Here is a 16,625-nt window from a genome sequence, read left to right as displayed (position 1 = left end):
AGTGAGGACGAGATCGCACATGATGAGCAAGCTCGAAGGACAAGAGCAGTTCGATATCGAGGCATTGCGCCGCCGTGTTTCGGATGGCGTTGCCTCCACACCTGATCCGCACGAGCCGGTGGAACTCAACCCGCTCGCCCGTCAGGTTGCCGAACAGTTCCGCGACGAAAACTATTCCCCTTCCATGCTGATCGGCCAGTATCGTCTGGTCGAATTCCTGCTGATGCTGGCGGTCGGCCTGATGGCCGAACTCTTGTTCGGCCCGGCGGAACGGTCACTCGCCATTCGTTTTTCCGTCATCGGCGCCGGCGCGGCACTCGTCGTGCTGCTGTTGCAGCTTGCCGACGCCTATCAGATCCCCAGTATCCGCGCACCCGGCCGCACACGCATGCGCCTGCTTGGCAGCTGGGTCATCGGCGTGGCTATCAGCACCGGCATTCTCTTGGCCGCAGATGGCGCTCCGACGATCGTGGGCCTGATCGTGTGGCTGGTCGGCGGGGCTTGCGTCCTGCTGATAGAACGTTTCCTTACCGCTTTCGCCATCCGCAACTGGGCTCGCAACGGCATCATGGAACGCCGTGCCGTTATCGTCGGCGGCGGCCAGCCGGCCAAGGAGTTGGCGCGTGCGCTCGAGCGCCAGCCCGATAACGATATCCGCATCTGCGGCATCTTCGACGATCGCGGCAGCGACCGCTCGCCCGAAGTCGTCGCCGGTTATCCGAAACTCGGCACCTTCGCCGAACTGGTGGAATTTTCGCGTCTCGCCCGCATCGACATGCTGATCATCGCGCTGCCGCCGACGGCAGAAGATCGCATCCTGCAACTGATCCGCAAGCTCTGGGTGCTGCCGGTCGATATCCGCCTTGCCGCACATGCCAACCGCCTGCGTTTTCGCCCGCGCGCCTACAGCCATGTCGGCGCCGTGCCGATGTTCGACATTTTCGACAAGCCGATCCGCGACTGGGATTCGGTTGCCAAACGCGCCTTCGACATCTTCTTCTCGATGCTTGCCATCGTCTTCCTTTGGCCGGTCATGCTCGGCGTGGCACTGGCCGTGAAACTGACCTCTGCCGGCCCGATCCTGTTCGTGCAGAAGCGTCACGGCTTCAACAACGAGATCATCAACGTTCTGAAATTCCGCTCGATGTACACGCATCTGGGCGATCCGACCGCAAAGCTTGCGGTCACCAAGGGCGATCCGCGCGTGACGCCGGTCGGCCGGTTTATCCGCAAATCCTCGCTCGACGAGTTGCCGCAGTTCTTCAACGTGCTGCGCGGCGACCTTTCGCTGGTCGGCCCACGCCCGCATGCGGTTCAGGCCCAGACCGGCGACCGCAAATATGTGGATGTCGTCGAAAGCTATTTTGCCCGCCACCGCGTCAAGCCCGGCGTGACTGGCTGGGCTCAGATAAACGGCCTGCGCGGCGAAATCGACACCGATGAGAAGATCCGCGCCCGCATCACCTATGATCTCGACTATATCGAGAACTGGTCGCTGCTCTTCGATCTGAAGATCCTGTTCCTGACGCCGATCCGGCTTCTCAATACGGACAATGCCTATTGAGCGCGATCGTTGACAGCCCGGCACGCCCCTTTCGGCCGCAGCTTGCGGCTCTGCGGATCTGCGGCTCCATGCTGGTTGCCCTCGGGGTCTTCCTGTCAGGCTTCGTCATTTCCGAGCCCGCCCCTTATGAACTGGTCATGGCAGCGCAGATCGCGTTGTGGTTTCTGCTCGGCCTGAAAATCTCGCGCGCCAATGCGCCTCTTCTGGTCCTGCTTCTGCTGTTCAATGTCGGCGGCATGTTTTCGCTGACGGTGATGAAGGATATTTCGGGCGGGCCGATGTATGTCGCGGTGTCGCTCTTCCTGGCGTTAAGTTCCGTCTTTTATGCCGCGATTATCGAAGACGAGCATCGCCGGCTGGCGCTGATCTTCAAGGCATGGGTGGCAGCGGCGGTAATCACTTCCATGCTTGGTATTCTGGGTTATTTCCATGCCCTGCCCGGCTTCGAGGTTTTCACGCTTTACGACCGTGCCAAGGGGGCCTTTCAGGACCCGAACGTGTTTGGTCCCTATCTGGTGCCTCCTGCCCTCTATCTGATCTATCGCCTTTTGAGCGGCAAGCTGATTGAAGCACCGCTCGACATTGCCGGCCTGATGGTGCTTTCGCTGGGCGTGCTGCTTTCCTTCTCGCGTGCCGCCTGGGCGCTGTTTGCCTTCTCGGCCATCGCCCTCGTCGCCATCATGCTGCTGAAGGAGCGCACAGGCGCCTTTCGCCTGAAAATCCTGTCCCTGTCGATTGCCGCCATTCTGGTGATGACGCTCGGCATGGCCGCCGCCATGCAGTCGAAAAAGGTCTACAACCTGTTCGAGAGCCGCGCCAAGCTGGTTCAGGAATATGATGGCGCCCGCCTTGGCCGCTTCGAGCGCCACAAGATGGGTTTTCTAATGTCGATGGAGCGCCCGCTCGGCCTCGGGCCGATGATGCTCGGAAAAATGTTCGGCGAGGATGAACACAATATCTGGCTGAAATCGCTGACCACTTACGGCTGGCTTGGTTTCGTCTGCTACATCATCCTGATCTGGTGGACACTGATCATCGGTTTCCGCAATCTTCTGCGCGACCGGCCGTGGCAGCCCTATCTGATGATCGCCTGGGTGATGGTGGCCGGCCACGCCCTGATCGGCAACGTCATCGACATCGACCACTGGCGGCACGTTTATATCCTGTTCGGTATCGTCTGGGGCTGTGCGGCACTGGAAAGCCGCCACCAGCGGGCTGAACGCGAAAAGCGGGCTCGGCCACCGGCAAGCGGCTCGGCCGCACAGGCGGAACGCTCCCTGCTCGATTGCTGAACCGGGGCAAGCGCAAGCCTTGACTTCGCTGCGATCGTCTCCAGTTTCCCCTGATGCTGACAGTTTCCCAACTCCGCGCCGGGCGCGCCATGATCGGTCTGACGGTGGACGAGCTTGCCGCCCTCACCGGCCTTTCCGCCAGCGACATTTACGAAGCCGAAAAGGGTGAGACGTTCTCTGACGCCTTGCTCGCCAGCCGGCTGCAATCGGCACTCGAAAGCCGCGGCATCGTGTTTCTGGCCGCCGGCCAGGAAGATGCTTCGATTGGACCCGGCATCCGCCTGCGCAGTGGAACTGCCGACGAAGGTCTTCGTCCCGAGCGGCTGAATGCGACCAACGACGACTGACACTCGTCCCTCGCGTAAATCTTTCATCATGCTGGAACATTTTGGCACGACCGCCGTTGTCGCGGGCAAATTGTGTAACGCATGTCGCGCCATTTACCGCGTCAATGCCAAAGGAGTAATCGCATGTCCCGCAATAACGGCCTCTACCTCATCATCGGCGCACTCATCATCGCCGTGGTCGGGCTTGGCGCTTACGTCGTCAACGAAGAGAGCAAGCCGAAGGGCGTCGAACTCAGCATCGGACAGGACGGCGTGAAGGTCGAAGAAAACTGATCGCCTGGACGGCTGTCATCCGCATTTTACGAAAATGCTCTAAACTCCCCGGAACAAAATGCGCGGATCGTCGTTGACGCCGCGCATCACAATAAGAAATGCGGGAACTTCATGAGCACACATCTCTCCGGACAATCCATCGAAAGCAATACAGTCCGCAAGGTCTGGAACGTCAGTGAATTCGCCAAGCGCTATCGCCTTGACGACAGGGAAGAGAACCGTCTCGTACGGCTGCTTGGGCAATTTGCATCCGAGCAGGAGTTGCTGATGAACGCCACCCGCGCGCCGCTTTACCGCTGAACTATTTGCAATCGTGGCGATTTGCTCTTGCGTGCATCGTGGCGAGCATTTATGGAGGTCTTGCCTCGCAAGAGGCAGGTCGGGGCGTAGCGCAGCCCGGTAGCGCACTTGACTGGGGGTCAAGGGGTCGCAGGTTCAAATCCTGCCGTCCCGACCAATTAAACTCTTGATGTTCCCCAGCAAAATTTCAAATCTTTAAAATCCTCTTCGTGAACCGCGGAAGCAACTAACCGTTTTCAGTTGCTGATCCTGATCACAAAAAAACGGCCCGCTTTCGCGAGCCGTTTCTTTGATGATTCGAGTTCACCTCAGTAAGGCGAATAGCACCGCTGGCGCGGGCCGTTATAGGGCTGGAACGTGTTGTCATATGCCCGGTACGAGCGATAGCGGTTGGCACACCACTGTGTGTGCGAGCTTGCGCCCTGGTAATATCGCGGTGCCGGTGCATAACGCGGCTGCGAGTTGGCAATGGCGCCGCCGACGATCGCGCCAAGCGCAAGACCACCGATTATGGCACCCGCGTTGTTGCGGTGATGGCGGCGGTAATAGCGGTTACCGTAACGACGGTCGCGGTCCCAGCGGCGGTCGCGATCCCAGCCACGACCACGATCCCAGCCGCGGCCGCCATGGCGCCATTCACGCCGGTCACCCCAATACTGGACAGTCTGAACATCCGTCGTCTGCTGCTGCTGAACCTTAGGCGCAGATGCTACCGACGGGAAAGCCTGTGCAGGTGCGACACCCATAAATGCCGTTGCAACAGACAGGGCGATGATCGCGAGTTTTTTCATTTTCATCTTCCTCACCTAGCTATTTGATGAGGATATGGTCGCTTTTTGGCGATGAACCAGCGGTGAACGAACAAAAAAACGTGTTCACACCATCGGGAACTCCACGTGAACTCGAAAATAGACTTCCGTTTTTGTAAAATCCGTCAGCGGACCTGATCGAGCAGCCGCTTGCATTCGAGAAGGTCGAACAATGCTTCCTGAAGCAGCGCCCGGTCTTCCTTGCCGACGGAACTCTTGCCGACGGAGATTTCCGGCAGATCGTCGCCTCCCCCGCCGAAACCGAAGAAGCGACCGCTCGGCTTGGCCTTGGGGCGGCCGACAATCTGGTCTTCGTCGGGATTGGCGACCCGCGGTTCGGCGGCGGCCTTTTCGCCATTCGCCGCCATGATCGCTTCCATCGTGGCGAGATCGCCGGATGCGATGGCGGAGACGAACTTGTTGCCGTTTGTCTTCAGAAGCTTCTGCACGCCCTTGATCGTATAACCGTGATCATAGAGCAGGTGCCGGATGCCCTTCAGAAGATCGATATCGTCGGGACGGTAATAACGGCGCCCGCCGCCACGTTTCATCGGCTTGATCTGCGGAAAACGGGTTTCCCAGAAGCGCAGCACGTGCTGCGGCAGGTCGAGATCGTCTGCGACTTCGCTGATGGTGCGAAAGGCGTCAGGGCTCTTGTCCAAGGGGCTCGTCTCCGGCGGCATGCCGCATACACCAAAGGGGCAGCAGCAGTTTCACGATTCGTCACATAACAACGGTTCGGGCGCCCGGTTTCAAGCACCCGCTCACGTTTGCCACAGGAGATGCGGAAGGTCAGGCTGCCGGGTTGGCAGGCTTCTGCTTGTTCTTGCGCTGGGTGTGGGCTTTGAGAATACGCTGCTTGAGCACGTTCGAGGCCTTGAAGGTCATCACGCGGCGTGGCGAGATCGGCACTTCTTCACCCGTCTTCGGATTGCGGCCGATACGCTCGTTCTTGGCGCGAACCTGAAAAGTCGCGAAAGAAGACAGTTTTACCATCTCCCCGCGCACGATCGCGTTGCAGATTTCGTCGATGACGGTTTCGACAAGCTCAGCAGATTCCGTCCGAGAGAGCCCGACCTTGCGAAAAACCGACTCCGCCAAATCTGCTCGCGTCACTGTCTTACCGGCCATGACCCCCGCCCATCAGAAATTATTGTTATCAAAGCAGAAGGGAGCTTATGTTTCTTGGCGGCGGCGGTCAAGCGTCTGCTTCCATTCGCTTATCCGTCGCTTGGCTAAGGTATCTCCCGTTTCTTTTACGCATATGGGGCGCTGTCTGCAGATTACCAGCGGACGAGCAAGGCACCCCAGGTAAAGCCACCACCCATGGCTTCCAGCATGACCAGATCGCCCTGCTTGATACGGCCATCACCGGCGGCGACGGAGAGTGCAAGCGGGATGGAAGCGGCCGACGTATTGCCGTGCATATCGACCGTCACCACGACCTTTTCACCCGGAATGCCGAGTTTCTTGGCCGAACCATCGATGATGCGGCGGTTGGCCTGGTGCGGCACCAGCCAGTCCAGCGTTTCGGCCGTCGTGCCGGTGGCTTCGAAGGCAGCTTCGATGACGTCGGTGATCATGCCGACGGCGTATTTGAAGACTTCGCGGCCTTCCATGCGCAGATGACCGACGGTGCCTGTCGAGGACGGGCCGCCATCGACATAGAGCTTATCCTTGTGCGAGCCGTCAGAGCGCAGATGCGCGGTCAGCACGCCGCGATCGGAAATCGCGCCCTCGCCTTCCTGCGCTTCCAGAACCAGCGCGCCGGCGCCATCACCGAACAGCACGCAGGTGGTGCGGTCGTTCCAGTCGAGGATGCGGGAAAATGTTTCGGCGCCGATGACCAGCGCACGCTTGGCAAGGCCGGCGCGCAAATGCGCATCAGCCGTCGCCATGGCGTAGACGAAGCCCGTACAGACGGCCTGCACGTCGAAGGCATAGCCCTTGGTCATGCCGAGGCGGTGCTGGATGTTGACGGCAGTCGCCGGAAAGGTGTTGTCCGGCGTCGAGGTGGCGACGATGACGAGGTCGATATCGTCGGCCGTCAGGCCGGCGCGCTCGAGGGCGGCGCGGGCCGCTGCCTCGCCGAGCGAAGCGGTCGTTTCGCCTTCCCCGGCGAGATATCGCTGCCGGATGCCGGTGCGCTGAACGATCCACTCGTCCGACGTTTCGACCATGCCTTCCAATTCGGCATTGCTGACAACCCGTTTCGGAAGCGCTGCCCCGAAACCGCGTACCACTGAACGGATCATGCTTTCTGTCCTGTCCTCACGCAGCTTCTTCTGGGCCCTGATCGGGCTGATGCTTGGCGTGATATGTTTTCAAGTCCTGCGCGATCTTTTCGTTCAGGGCGTTTCTGACCATGTCGTAACCGACGTCGATCGCGGCGGCATAACCTTCCGCATCGGTGCCGCCATGGCTTTTGATGACGATGCCGTTCAGGCCGAGGAAGACGCCGCCATTGACCTTGCGCGGATCCATTTTTTCGCGAAGGCGATCGAAAGCGCCCTTGGCGAACAGATAACCGATCTTGGCCAGCAGCGTGCGCGACATGGCGGCGCGCAGCAGTTCGGCGATCTGGCGGGCAGTGCCCTCGGCAGTCTTGAGAGCGATATTGCCGGTAAAGCCTTCGGTTACGACGACGTCGACCGTGCCCTTGCCGATATCATTGCCCTCGACGAAACCGCGATAATCGATGGTGGTGAACCCAGCTTCGCGAATCAGGCGACCGGCTTCCTTGACATCTTCCTGGCCCTTGACCTCTTCGACGCCGACATTGAGCAAGCCGACGGTCGGGCGCTCGATCTCGAACAGGGCGCGCGCCATGGCGCCGCCCATGACGGCGAAATCGAGAAGCTGCTGGGCATCCGCACCAATGGTGGCGCCGATATCGAGCACGATGCTTTCGCCGCGAAGCGTCGGCCAGATGCCGGCGATGGCCGGGCGATCGACGCCATCGAGCATGCGCAGGCAGAGTTTCGCCATCGCCATCAAGGCGCCAGTATTGCCGGCCGAGATGGCGACATCCGCCTCACCCTGCTTCACGGCATCGATGGCGCGCCACATGCTGGAGACGTTGCGGCCGCGACGCAGAGCCGCTGACGGCTTTTCGTCCATGGCAACGGCGACATCGCAATGATGGAAGACCGATTTTTCGCGCAGTTTGGGATGCTGGGCGATAAGTGGCTCGCAGACATCCTTCTGGCCGTAAATCAGAAACATTGCCTCGGGATGACGCTCGAGCGCCTTGGCGACGCCCGGTATGACGACCGAAGGTCCGGCATCGCCACCCATGGCATCGATTGAGATTCTGATCACGCTTGGTTTTTTCCTTCTGTTTCGCCTCAGGCGAAATCGCGGCCAAAACAATAAATTTCGGCTCGCATATAACTCAATTATGTCGAAAGCGAAACGCTACTGCCCGTTTTTCCAGTCTTTCAGGGCAGCGAAGGGCGATGGGCGCTTGCTGACTTCTTCATCGCCCATTTCGATATGATCGGCAAATTCCGCACCCTGCTTGCGCGGATAGGGATCAATGGCCAGCGCCACGAACTCGCTGATGATGGGGCCAACGTCGAGCGTATCGCCGGCAAAGGTTTCCGGAAGGTCCGGACCATCGGGATCGAGCACCATTTCAGCCGTCGTGCCGGTGGCGACGCGGGCAAGCTTTGAGCCTTCCGGCACAAAAATCTGCTCAAATTCCTCTTCGATCCTGGTTTCGATCGGATCAAGCGTCACCACGCATTCCTGCGTCAGTCTGGCGCTCACCTTGCCCCTGACGCGGATACCGTCGCGCTTCCAGCGATTGATCTGCAATTCGGCCGAAAGCGCTTCGACCGAAACGACCTTCCACGCCTTGGCAAGTTCAACCAGCTCGCGATTATCGGCCTCGGCCTTGACCGAGATGGCATTGGTCGAGACGTGACCAACCTTGACGCCGTAGGAGAAAGGCGGCTTTTCTTCGTGAATATCGTTCTGCATCATGCCTCGCTTCCCGGCCTGCGCAACTGCGCATTTCCACGGGAAATATCTTGTTCATCCAGAGCCGCAAGATCGGCGTCTGCCTTGCCCATCCAGCGCGCCAGACCATCCATGGCCACAGGCGTCGGGGCGGGCGCGCCCTCTTGCGTTTCAGGGTATATATTCCGTCTCAGCGCTTCCGCCAATGCCGTCTCGTCTTTTGCGTCGAGCGCTGCGGCATAGGCTTCAAGACGACCATAAAACATGCCGGCCAGTTTTTTCATGCGTTTGGGCACGCCCTGGTCGCCGATCCCGAGTTCGCGAATGGAATGATCGATATCCTGAAAGAAGGCATCGACGATTTCCTGCGCGATTTCCTGCCCGCTGCGCGGCGATGTCCGGGTGCGACGAAAAAACAGGATCATCACGATCGACAGCATTTCGAACCGACCCATGACGGTGTCCGGCACGCCAAGATCGGTATAGAAATACGGATCGCGCGCGGCGGCGGTCAGCGTCGCATATTGCCGGTCGACAATTGCGCGGTTCTGGTTGTTTTTTCCGAACAGACCGAAAAACATGAGAAATCCCGTCAAACATCGCCAGCAAAAGCGCCCGTCCGGATGGCGGCCGTGTTGCATGCAAACGAAAGCTGGTTTACCGAAGCAGGCACGAATTGCAACGCCGTTCAGCGGAACGCGGCAAAGCGACACCCAAGTGGCCGTGGACGACCAAGGTTATGGTCCTGTTCGCGGAATAGCCACAATGCTGTGTGTAGCAGGGGAGCCGGTTTGCGGCGAGGTGGAAGACATGAGGACTGGTGTGAAGAAGCGCGTTTACGGGCCCGACATGAAACTGATGAACAAGACCGCAATCGCGCTCGTCATCGCAACGCTTGGCCTTTCCGGCTGCACCACGGGTATCGGCGATACGATCTATAGCGGTTATGTCGTCGACAAGCAGGCGCTCGATCTGATCCCCGTCGGCTCAAGCCGCGAACAGGTCATGCTCAGCATGGGCACGCCGTCGACCACGGCAACCTTCGACAACGAAGTCTTCTATTACATCTCTCAGGTTCGCCGCCGCAGCGCCGCCTTCATGAAGCCGCGCGTGGTCGACCAGACCGTTGTTGCCGTCTATTTCAACAAGGATGGCGTCGTTGATCGCCGCGCCAGCTATACGATGCAGGACGGCAAGGTGTTCGACACCATCTCGCGCACCACGCCGACAGGCGGCAAGGATCTGACCTTCCTGCAGCAGCTGCTGACCGGCGGTTCCGGACCGGGTGCAGCCGCAGCCGCTGCCCGCAACATATTCCAGCAGGCACAGCCGTAACCACGGCTTGAAGCTTCAAGGAAAAGCCCGCGAAACCATATGGTTCGCGGGCTTTTTTGTGTTTTCGATTCGCTGTTCAGTGGGCGAGGATTGCCAGCAGGAGAAGAGCGACGATGTTGGTGATCTTGATCGCCGGATTGACGGCCGGACCCGCTGTATCCTTATAAGGGTCACCGACCGTATCGCCAGTCACCGAAGCCTTGTGGGCATCGGAGCCTTTCAGGTGGCGCTGGCCGTCCTTGTCGACAAAACCATCCTCGAAGCTTTTCTTGGCGTTGTCCCAGGCGCCACCACCCGAGGTCATCGAGATCGCCACGAACAGGCCGTTGACGATGACGCCGAGCAGCGAGGCGCCGAGGGCGGCAAAGGCCGAAGCCTTGGAGCCGGAGATCAGAAGCACGCCGAAATACACGACAACGGGTGCGAGAACCGGCAGCAGCGACGGGATGATCATCTCGCGAATGGCGGCCCGCGTCAGAAGATCGACGGCACGGCTATAATCCGGCTTTTCCGTGCCCTGCATGATGCCCGGCTTTTCGCGGAACTGGCGACGGACTTCCTCGACGATCGAGCTCGCCGCTTTTCCCACCGCCGTCATGGCGATGCCGCCGAACAGGTAGGGAATGAGGCCGCCGAAGATGAGGCCGGCGACGACGTAAGGGTTGGACAGACTGAAGGAAATGTCGCCAATGCCCTCGAAATACGGATATTGCGACGGATTGGCGGCGAAGAACTGCAGGTCGTTGGAATAGGCGGCGAACAGGACGAGCGCGCCGAGACCGGCTGAGCCGATGGCATATCCCTTGGTGACAGCCTTGGTGGTGTTGCCGACCGCATCGAGCGCATCGGTTGCCTTGCGCACTTCCGGCGGCAGGCCAGACATTTCGGCGATGCCGCCGGCATTGTCGGTGACCGGGCCAAAGGCGTCGAGCGCAACGATCATGCCGGCAAGGCCGAGCATGGTGGTAACGGCGATGCCGGTACCGAACAGGCCGCCGAACTGGTAGGTGGCTATGATGCCACCGCAGATGACGATGGCCGGCAGTGCTGTCGATTCGAGCGACACGGCAAGCCCCTGAATAACGTTGGTGCCGTGACCGGTGACCGACGCCTGCGAGATGGAATTGACCGGGCGCTTGTTGGTGCCGGTATAATATTCGGTAATCACCACGATCAGTGCCGTGACGATCAGGCCGATAATGCCGCAGACGAACAGGTTGCCGCCGGTAATATCCTGACCGGCGACGGTGCCGATCGAACCCCAGCCGACGGTGACGGCAGTGGCGGCCGCAAGGCCTGCAATCGACAGCAGGCCGGTTGCGATCAGGCCCTTGTAAAGAGCGCCCATGATCGAGCCGTTGGGGCCGAGGCGCACGAAGAACGTGCCGACGATCGAGGTCAGGATGCAGACCGCGCAGATGGCCAGCGGATAAAGCATGGCGGCACCAAGCGTCGGCGTGCCGGTGAAGAAGATCGCAGCCAGAACCATGGTGGCGACGACGGTGACGGCATAGGTCTCGAACAGGTCGGCCGCCATGCCGGCGCAATCGCCGACATTGTCGCCGACGTTATCGGCGATGGTGGCCGGGTTGCGCGGATCGTCTTCCGGAATACCGGCTTCGACCTTGCCGACGAGATCGCCGCCGACATCCGCGCCCTTGGTGAAAATGCCGCCGCCGAGGCGGGCAAAGATGGAAATCAGCGACGCGCCGAAGCCGAGCGAAACGAGTGCATCGATGACGGTGCGCGAACCGGGTTCATGCCCGAGGCCCGCCGTCAGGATGGCAAAATAGATGGAGACGCCGAGAAGGGCGAGCCCCGCCACAAGCATGCCGGTGATGGCACCGGATTTGAAGGCGATGTCGAGGCCGGCGGCAAGGCTGACGGACGATGCCTGCGCGGTGCGGACGTTGGCGCGCACCGAGACATGCATGCCGATAAAGCCGGCAGCACCCGACAGCACGGCACCGATGACGAAGCCGAAAGCGGCAAGGCCGGTCAAAAGCAGCCAGACGGCAACGGTGACGACGGCGCCGACAATGCCGATGGTGATGTACTGGCGGGTGAGATAGGCCTGTGCGCCTTCGCGAATATAACCTGCGATTTCCTGCATGCGGGCATTGCCCTGATCTGCGGCGAGAACCGATCGTGTCGCCCAGACGGCGTAGACGATCGATAGAAATCCGCAGATGATTACCCCTGTAAGCACTGTCATTCGTTTTTCCTCTCCAAAAAACGCAACGCCAAATATGCATAGGTATGGCGGGCAGAAACGCCCGGTCGCTGCACCCTCCCCTCCCAAGGACGGCAAAGCAGCGCGACCGGGAGATTGCTGTGCGCGCGAAGGTGCGTCAAGCCCTCGTGCACAACCGTCCGGGAGCGGATGCGTCATGCGAGGTCGAGCAGGCTGTGATGTCGTTGATGATCGTCAGGCAGGCGCTGACTGCGATGCCGGGACAGTTCAGGCCGGCTGGCGGCGCTGTAGCCTCAGAAGGTTGAGAACCAGAAACAGGCAGGCGATTGCCACCGGCCAGATGGCGAGGTTCATGACCGACCAGCCAAAGGCGGTGAAAACCTTGCCGGAGGAAAACGAGGCAAGTGCCACGGCGGCGAACAGGACGATATCGTGAAACCCCTGCACCTTGTCGGCTTCCGACGGGCGATAACTGGAGGCGACGATGGCGGTCGAGCCGATAAAGCCGAAGTTCCAGCCCACGCCCAGCAGCACCAATGCGGCCCAGAAATTCCACAGCTCAACGCCCATATGGGCGACAACCGCACAGGCCATGAGGATGAAAAGCCCGGCGATGACCAGCTTTTCCGCACCGAAACGGGAGATCAGCATGCCGGTGAAAAAGCTTGGCGCGAACATGGCAAGCACATGCCACTGAATGCCGAGTGTGGCCATTTCGGTGGGGAAACCGCAGCCGATGACCATGGCGAGCGGTGCGCCGATCATCACGAAATTCATCAGCGAATAGGTGCCGATGCCACAAAGCATGCCGGTGAGGAAGCGCGGCGTGGCGACGATCTGCCGCAGCGGACGGGCCTGTTCGGCATGGCCTGACGGGGCTGTAGGCGCCGGAAGCTTCAGGAAAAACAGAATGCCGATCGACAGAATCGCCAGCGGCACGATGGCGAGAAAGGTGCCGGCGAAGGTGAAGGGCTCAAAGATATCCTTGGCCCAGATGGCCAGTTGCGGACCTATGACGGCGGAGACGACCCCTGCCCCGAGAATCCACGAGATCGCTTTGGCCTTAAAAAAGGACGGCGAAGCATCGGCAGCGGCAAAGCGGATTTTCTGGGTAAAGCCGCCGCAGGTGCCGATCAGCGTCAGCGCTGCGGCAAACAGCCAGAAATCGCCGCGCAACAGGGCAACGGTGGCAAGCGCGCCACCCATGGCACCGATGATAGCACCGAACATGAAGGCATGCTGCCGGCCGAGGCGGCGGGCGAGAATGGCGATCAGCACAGCGCCGAGCAGCGTACCGATATTGAAGCCGGTGACCGGCAGCGTCGCCAGCGACTTGTCGAGGCTCAACAGCTGATAACCGGCAAGCGAGCCGATCGAAATCGTCAGCGGCGCAATGGAGCCGAGAATGGCCTGTGTACCGGAGAGAATGAAAACGTTGCGTCTGGCGGTTTTCAGCTGGCCTTCGAGACCATGCGAACTACCGGTTGCCCCAGACGCATCCATCTTTTTCTTCCCCGTTACTTTCTGGTGTCGCCCCGGATCTGTTTTGCGAGACGATCGAGAACCGCGTTGACGATCTTGGGTTCTTCACCCTCGAAGAAGGCCTGAGCGATTTCGACATATTCCGTTACGATGACCGCGACTGGAACGTCCTTGCGTTCGATCAATTCGAACGTGCCGGCACGCAGCATGGCGCGCAGGGTCGAATCGAGACGCGACAGCGGCCAGTCTTCCTGAAGCGCGGAACGCAGCATCGGGTCGATCTTTTCCTGATCGCGGACGACGCCGGCGACGATGGAGCGGAACCACGAAGCATCGGCCTTCAGGTAGGTATCGCCGTCGAGTTCCTGGCCGAGGCGGTGCGCCTCGTATTCGGCGACGACTTCGAGCACGCCGGTGCCGCCGATATCCATCTGGTAAAGCGCCTGAACGGCGGCAAGACGGGCAGCGCCGCGCTGGTTTGCCGGCTTGACCGGCTGGTCGAGATCACGTGCCATCGTATCAGCCCGCCAGCTTTTCGCGCAGGGCGATCATGGTGAGTGCGGCGCGGGCGGCAAAACCACCCTTGTCCTTGTCCGAACGGCGCACGCGGGCCCAGGCCTGCTCATCGTTTTCAACGGTCATGATGCCGTTGCCGATGGCGAGCGATTCCGACACGGCCAGATCCATCAGCGCACGCGAGGATTCGTTGGCAACGATATCGAAATGGTAGGTCTCACCACGAATGACCATGCCGAGCGCGACAAAGCCGTCGTAGAACTTGCCGTCGTTTTCAGCTGCATCGAGCGCCATGGCAATCGCCGGCGGGATTTCGAGCGCACCGGGAACGGTGATCACATCATAGGTGGCGCCGGCAGCGGTGATGGCAGTGGTGGCGCCATCGAGCAGCGCATCGGCCATGTCGTCGTAAAAACGCGCCTCGACGATCAGAAGATGAGGGTTTTCCGTAGGCATTTGCGATGTCCTGATAATGAAGGCGACGCACGCGCGCCGCGAATTGGCCGGGTCAAACCATGTCACACGCTGATTGGCAAGCCTTTTTAGCCATGGCTGCCCCGTACTCTCTGCATGCTTGCGCTTTGGCAAGACGGTTGGCAAGCGCATTCGATGTGGCTTCGAACGGAGCGGCGTCCGCCCCTGGTGATAATTCTCCCCATCCTCTGGTTATGCCCGGAAAAAGGCATTAGCTTCCGGCTCCGACCTATGTTTCTCCGCAAATCCTGAGGCAACCCATGGCCGAACCTTCTCTTTTTGCCCGTTTTGTCGCTCTTGTCGGCCAATGCGCCGTGGCCATTCGCCATTCGGGCGATGGCTTGCGGCAGCCGGTCTACGGCACGACGCCGGCCATTCCGGTCGCCAAGCCGCAGGGCAAGATACCGACGCTGAAAATGCCGACCGCCAGGGGCTGGGAAGGCGACCACAAGCCGACGGCCGCCAAGGGGTTGAAGGTCAACGCGTTTGCGCGCGGTCTGGTGCATCCGCGCAATATGCATGTCCTGCCCAATGGCGATGTGCTGGTGGCGGAATCGATGGGCGAGCGGGGCACGCCACGCGGCCTGTTCGAACATGCGATGTCGGCGACAATGCAGCGGGCGGGCGCTGCCGGCGAAAGCGCCAACCGGGTGACGCTGCTGCGCGATGCCGATGGCGACGGCGTGGCCGAGCAAAGTTTTGCCTATATCGAGAACGTGCGGCAGCCTTTTGGCATCGCGCTGGTCGGCGAGACACTTTATGTCGGCGCCAGCGATGCGCTGCTGGCCTACCCTTACGAGGCGGGCGCCACAAAGATCACACAGGCCGGCAAAAAGCTGATGGATCTGGTGCCCGGCGGGCACTGGACGCGCAATCTGATCGTCAGCCAGGATGGGACCAAGCTTTACGTGGCCGTCGGATCACTGACAAATATCGCGGATGGCGGCATGGCGGTGGAAGAAAACCGCGCCTGCATTCACGAATACGATCTCGCAACAGGCCAATCGCGCATTTTTGCCGGTGGCCTGCGCAATCCCGTCGGCATGGCGTTTGAGCCCGAGAGCGGCATGCTCTGGACCGTCGTCAACGAGCGCGACGGGCTGGGTGACGAGACGCCGCCCGACTATCTGACATCGGTGCGTGACGGCGGCTTTTACGGCTGGCCCTTCTGTTACTGGGACCGGGTGGTGGACGACCGCGTGCCGCAGGACACCGCAAAGGTGGCCGCAGCGCTGCAGCCCGACTATGCGCTGGGCGGGCACACGGCGTCGCTGGGGCTTTGCTGGCTGCCGGAAGGAACATTGCCGGGCTTTCCGTCGGGCATGGCGATCGGCCAGCACGGCTCGTGGAACCGATCGAAACTTTCCGGCTACAAGCTGGCCTTCGTCGCCTTCGAAAACGGCAAGCCGGTCGGCCTGCCGCGCGACATTCTGAGCGATTTTCTCTCGCCCGACGAAAAATACTCCTATGGCCGCCCGGTCGGCGTGGCGCTGGCCGCCGATGGCGCGGTGCTGATGGCGGATGATGTCGGGGATGTGATCTGGCGCGTGACGGCAGCGTGAGGGAGGAAGGCAGTCATTTTACAAACTCCAGCCATCGATCCTGCGCAATCCATGGTCAAAACGCAGTTGTCGCAACCGTTATCGATTGCCCGCCATCCGTGAATGCGCAAGACTTGTCCTTCATCAACGCGGCACTAGAAACAAATGCGGTCGACTGACATTCTTCTAAAGCCCACAGTCGCACCGAATGACAACACCGAAGGAGATTTCCTGGATGAGTGCCAAACTTGGCCCGCATGTACAAATGGTCAAACTCGCTCGCGAGATGGCGCTGAGATACCAGAAGGACAAGAACCTCTCGCTGGAGCCGTTTTTGTCCCACTATCTGGACGAGGTCGATGTCAATATTGCTTCCGATACTTTCGACCATCTGGGCTTCATGGAAAGTATCCGCGATGAAATTCAGCCGGGGCCGCAGGTTGCTGCCGATGATCGCCGGACAGCGTTTTTACGGGCCGCTGCCGAGGCGCTCGATGCGCGGGCTGAACGGCATGAACTGGAAGGCTGAAACTTT

At 60.4% G+C, this 16,625-nt stretch carries 19 protein-coding genes and 1 tRNA gene; 9 read left to right on the top strand and 11 right to left on the bottom strand.

The features are described from left to right. The first annotated feature begins 22 nt into the window (after positions 1 to 22). From EDF70_RS09905 to EDF70_RS09885, 6 genes are all read left to right on the top strand, one after another. Entirely contained in the window at positions 23 to 1,564 is a 1,542-nt protein-coding gene (locus EDF70_RS09905) for an undecaprenyl-phosphate glucose phosphotransferase (protein ID WP_132273725.1), read from the top strand. Further along, complete coding sequence (locus EDF70_RS09900; RefSeq protein WP_132273170.1) at positions 1,561 to 2,856, top strand: O-antigen ligase family protein; 1,296 nt, start codon at positions 1,561 to 1,563, stop codon at positions 2,854 to 2,856. The genes EDF70_RS09905 and EDF70_RS09900 overlap by 4 nt, the downstream gene beginning before the upstream one ends. A gap of 53 nt (positions 2,857 to 2,909) precedes the next feature. Next, positions 2,910 to 3,203: a DNA-binding protein gene (locus EDF70_RS09895; protein ID WP_132273169.1), complete on the top strand. Its 294-nt coding sequence runs from the start codon at positions 2,910 to 2,912 to the stop codon at positions 3,201 to 3,203. 123 nt (positions 3,204 to 3,326) lie between these two features. Further along, positions 3,327 to 3,476: a hypothetical protein gene (locus EDF70_RS29975; RefSeq protein ID WP_165931982.1), complete on the top strand. Its 150-nt coding sequence runs from the start codon at positions 3,327 to 3,329 to the stop codon at positions 3,474 to 3,476. A gap of 111 nt (positions 3,477 to 3,587) precedes the next feature. Beyond that, a complete protein-coding gene (locus tag EDF70_RS09890) occupies positions 3,588 to 3,776 on the top strand; it encodes a hypothetical protein (protein ID WP_132273168.1) in 189 nt (62 codons plus the stop codon). An 80-nt stretch (positions 3,777 to 3,856) separates the two neighbouring features. Beyond that, a tRNA-Pro gene (locus tag EDF70_RS09885) sits at positions 3,857 to 3,933 on the top strand. Positions 3,934 to 4,084: 151 nt separating this feature from the next. Here the strand turns inward: EDF70_RS09885 and EDF70_RS09880 are convergent. From EDF70_RS09880 to EDF70_RS09850, 7 genes are all read right to left on the bottom strand, one after another. After that, the gene (locus EDF70_RS09880; RefSeq protein ID WP_132273167.1) at positions 4,085 to 4,567 is read right to left on the bottom strand and encodes a BA14K family protein; all 483 of its coding nucleotides are present in this window, start codon (positions 4,565 to 4,567) and stop codon (positions 4,085 to 4,087) included. Positions 4,568 to 4,710: 143 nt separating this feature from the next. Continuing rightward, positions 4,711 to 5,247, bottom strand: a complete 537-nt coding sequence (locus EDF70_RS09875) for a MerR family transcriptional regulator (RefSeq protein ID WP_132273166.1) — start codon at positions 5,245 to 5,247, stop codon at positions 4,711 to 4,713. Between the two features lie 130 nt (positions 5,248 to 5,377). Continuing rightward, complete coding sequence (locus EDF70_RS09870; protein WP_112728403.1) at positions 5,378 to 5,716, bottom strand: integration host factor subunit alpha; 339 nt, start codon at positions 5,714 to 5,716, stop codon at positions 5,378 to 5,380. 152 nt (positions 5,717 to 5,868) lie between these two features. Next, a complete protein-coding gene (locus tag EDF70_RS09865) occupies positions 5,869 to 6,840 on the bottom strand; it encodes a beta-ketoacyl-ACP synthase III (protein ID WP_132273165.1) in 972 nt (323 codons plus the stop codon). Positions 6,841 to 6,856: 16 nt separating this feature from the next. Continuing rightward, positions 6,857 to 7,906, bottom strand: a complete 1,050-nt coding sequence (gene plsX, locus EDF70_RS09860; RefSeq protein WP_132273164.1) for a phosphate acyltransferase PlsX — start codon at positions 7,904 to 7,906, stop codon at positions 6,857 to 6,859. A 96-nt stretch (positions 7,907 to 8,002) separates the two neighbouring features. Then, entirely contained in the window at positions 8,003 to 8,569 is a 567-nt protein-coding gene (locus EDF70_RS09855; protein WP_132273723.1) for a DUF177 domain-containing protein, read from the bottom strand. Then, the gene (locus EDF70_RS09850) at positions 8,569 to 9,129 is read right to left on the bottom strand and encodes a ubiquinol-cytochrome C chaperone family protein (RefSeq protein WP_132273163.1); all 561 of its coding nucleotides are present in this window, start codon (positions 9,127 to 9,129) and stop codon (positions 8,569 to 8,571) included. Before EDF70_RS09850 ends, EDF70_RS09855 begins: the two co-directional genes overlap by 1 nt. A 229-nt stretch (positions 9,130 to 9,358) precedes the next feature. On the opposite strand from EDF70_RS09850, the gene EDF70_RS09845 reads away from it, so the two are divergent. Continuing rightward, entirely contained in the window at positions 9,359 to 9,883 is a 525-nt protein-coding gene (locus EDF70_RS09845) for an outer membrane protein assembly factor BamE (RefSeq protein WP_132273162.1), read from the top strand. 76 nt (positions 9,884 to 9,959) lie between these two features. Here EDF70_RS09845 and EDF70_RS09840 read toward each other — a convergent pair whose 3' ends face one another. The 4 genes from EDF70_RS09840 to ribH form a co-directional block, all read right to left on the bottom strand. Then, positions 9,960 to 12,098, bottom strand: a complete 2,139-nt coding sequence (locus tag EDF70_RS09840; RefSeq protein ID WP_132273161.1) for a sodium-translocating pyrophosphatase — start codon at positions 12,096 to 12,098, stop codon at positions 9,960 to 9,962. Between the two features lie 246 nt (positions 12,099 to 12,344). Continuing rightward, positions 12,345 to 13,580 carry an MFS transporter gene (locus EDF70_RS09835; protein WP_132273160.1) on the bottom strand — a complete coding sequence of 412 codons (1,236 nt, stop codon included), beginning with the start codon at positions 13,578 to 13,580 and terminating at the stop codon, positions 12,345 to 12,347. A gap of 14 nt (positions 13,581 to 13,594) precedes the next feature. Beyond that, complete coding sequence (gene nusB / locus EDF70_RS09830; protein ID WP_132273159.1) at positions 13,595 to 14,074, bottom strand: transcription antitermination factor NusB; 480 nt, start codon at positions 14,072 to 14,074, stop codon at positions 13,595 to 13,597. 4 nt (positions 14,075 to 14,078) lie between these two features. After that, positions 14,079 to 14,531, bottom strand: coding sequence for a 6,7-dimethyl-8-ribityllumazine synthase (gene ribH, locus EDF70_RS09825; RefSeq protein WP_132273158.1), 453 nt, complete (start codon positions 14,529 to 14,531; stop codon positions 14,079 to 14,081). Between the two features lie 278 nt (positions 14,532 to 14,809). On the opposite strand from ribH, the gene EDF70_RS09820 reads away from it, so the two are divergent. After that, positions 14,810 to 16,111 (top strand): sorbosone dehydrogenase family protein, encoded by a 1,302-nt coding sequence (locus EDF70_RS09820; RefSeq protein ID WP_132273157.1) that lies wholly within the window; start codon positions 14,810 to 14,812, stop codon positions 16,109 to 16,111. Between the two features lie 214 nt (positions 16,112 to 16,325). Further along, positions 16,326 to 16,619, top strand: a complete 294-nt coding sequence (locus EDF70_RS09815) for a hypothetical protein (RefSeq protein ID WP_132273156.1) — start codon at positions 16,326 to 16,328, stop codon at positions 16,617 to 16,619. Positions 16,620 to 16,625 lie beyond the last annotated feature (6 nt).

It is taken from the genome of Neorhizobium sp. JUb45 (assembly GCF_004343585.1).
Classification (GTDB): Bacteria; Pseudomonadota; Alphaproteobacteria; order Rhizobiales; family Rhizobiaceae; genus Neorhizobium.
Note: the sequence above shows the minus strand (reverse complement) of the source record. Positions and strands in the feature narration are given on the sequence as shown.